General features: G+C 40.4%; 1 protein-coding gene. It reads right to left on the reverse strand.

Annotated features, from left to right (window positions below):
- On the reverse strand, nucleotides 1-1,754 hold a 1,754-nt coding region (locus AC5KOD_RS02685; protein ID WP_496912998.1), incomplete at its 3' end, for a type IV secretory system conjugative DNA transfer family protein.
- Between the last annotated feature and the right edge of the window lie 27 nt (nucleotides 1,755-1,781).

The following is a 1,781-nucleotide window of genomic DNA, read 5'->3' on the forward strand; positions in this document are numbered from 1 at the left end:
AGCGCCAAAATTTGTTCAAATTTACCAGCCGATTTTTTAATGTAGGCATGAAATTCGTCCACCACCAAAGAAATCGGCTGCCTTTGTTCTTCGCTTAGTTCGGCTCGCTTCATTGCCACGTCAAAGAGTAGGTTAATAATTAGACTGCCAACCATCTCAGCCACCGTTTGCCCAACGACGCCAGAATTTAACGGAACTAATAGAATTTTATTTTTTGTGAACACATCTCCCAGGTTAAACTTTGGCTCTGCTTGTCCTAAACAGCCCCTGAAAGCTGGGCGCATTAAAAGTACGTTTAAACGGCGAATAAGTGGGGCTAATTGTTGGTTGCGGTCTTTTTCGGATTGAGCTTCAAAGGCTTGCCAGTAGCTCTTTAAATACATGTCTGTAAGGTTGGCAGTCATTTTATGGCGGAATTTTTCGTTAGTGAACAACAAGGGTAAATGTAAAAGAGTGGTGTTCTTGTTTCTAGCTAACGTTAAAAGCCCTGTTGTGAGCAGTTCTTCTGTGTATATTCCAAAATCTGGGAACAATCCACGCAAGCTACTTAAAACCGTCTCAGCGACTAGTTCAGGGCTTTTACCATCTATAAAGCTAAGTGGATTTATTCCGAGTGGTTTATTACTGGTTAAATCCAGAATAACCACGTCTTTAAGTCTGTGTTCTGGTATTTTTTCAGCGATTGAAGCCACCAAACTATATTTTGGATCAATCACAACTGCACCATGTCCATTTTCAATATCTGCTAGGACTAAGTTTTCTAAGATTACACTCTTACCGCTTCCAGTCGGTCCAACGACAAACAAATTTTTTAAAGCGTTGTGCAAATCAAGATGTAACAGGTGCTTGTCTTCTGGATTCTCGTTCAAAGTTTCGCCAAAGGCACGAATATTTTTCGTTGGATTCCTCAGGTTTTTAGGAGGCAATAGAATTTTCGGGTGTAGCGGTGCAACACCTAGAAAATCCAGTTTGCCAACTGGCAGTAAAAACAAGTTTGCCAGTTCTTTGACGTTTAATCTTAGCGGATATCTGAATAAGGTTTTAACTTGATTCAAATAGAGCGGTTGTTCTGTTTGCATAGAAATACGTATGCCTCGAGCTTCTAAACCTCTAAGGGAAGATAAAACGTTTAAAATGTAGCTTTTGGCTTTAGCTTCCTCTTTTGCGTAAGCGCCGATTCTAATCACGCATGGTAAACGATGTGAACTAACTTTATCTTTTATGGACGTTCTAATATCACTAGAGGCGTTTGGCACATTGCCAGCAATAATATTCCACCAGCTAGCCTCTGGAGAAGGTAGATTTTTAGGCAAGTTCTCAGGTTGAAGCGTATTTGAGCCAATTATAATTTGAATTGCGATTTGGTCGCCAGTCGCCACCTGAGCCATACCAGCAAGCGTGGTGCGGGCTAGATTCTCCGCATTGTCTGTTTTGAGTGAAAGTATAGGCTTGGTCATGTGTAGCTTCTTGGCGACTTTTACGGGCTTTCTCAGCGTAGTATTAGCTACCAGCTCTTGACCAAACTCAATATTGCCGTGTGATTTAAACAACTGAAAAATTGTATTTACTTCTGTTTTATCTATGCCTAGAAAGTAATTGATTTTTCCACCCTCTGAACGGATTTCAAATACTAGTGGTCGGACTTTAGCTTCACTAGTTGCTATGTGACTAACTAACGAAACTATATTGTCAAAAGTAAATGGTCTTTGCCAAGTCATTTTGTACCAGACTAGCGCATTTATTTTATGTTTCATCTCACTCTCTCCATTTCTGAGCTTTCC

This window comes from Vagococcus sp. WN80Y (assembly GCF_059621045.1).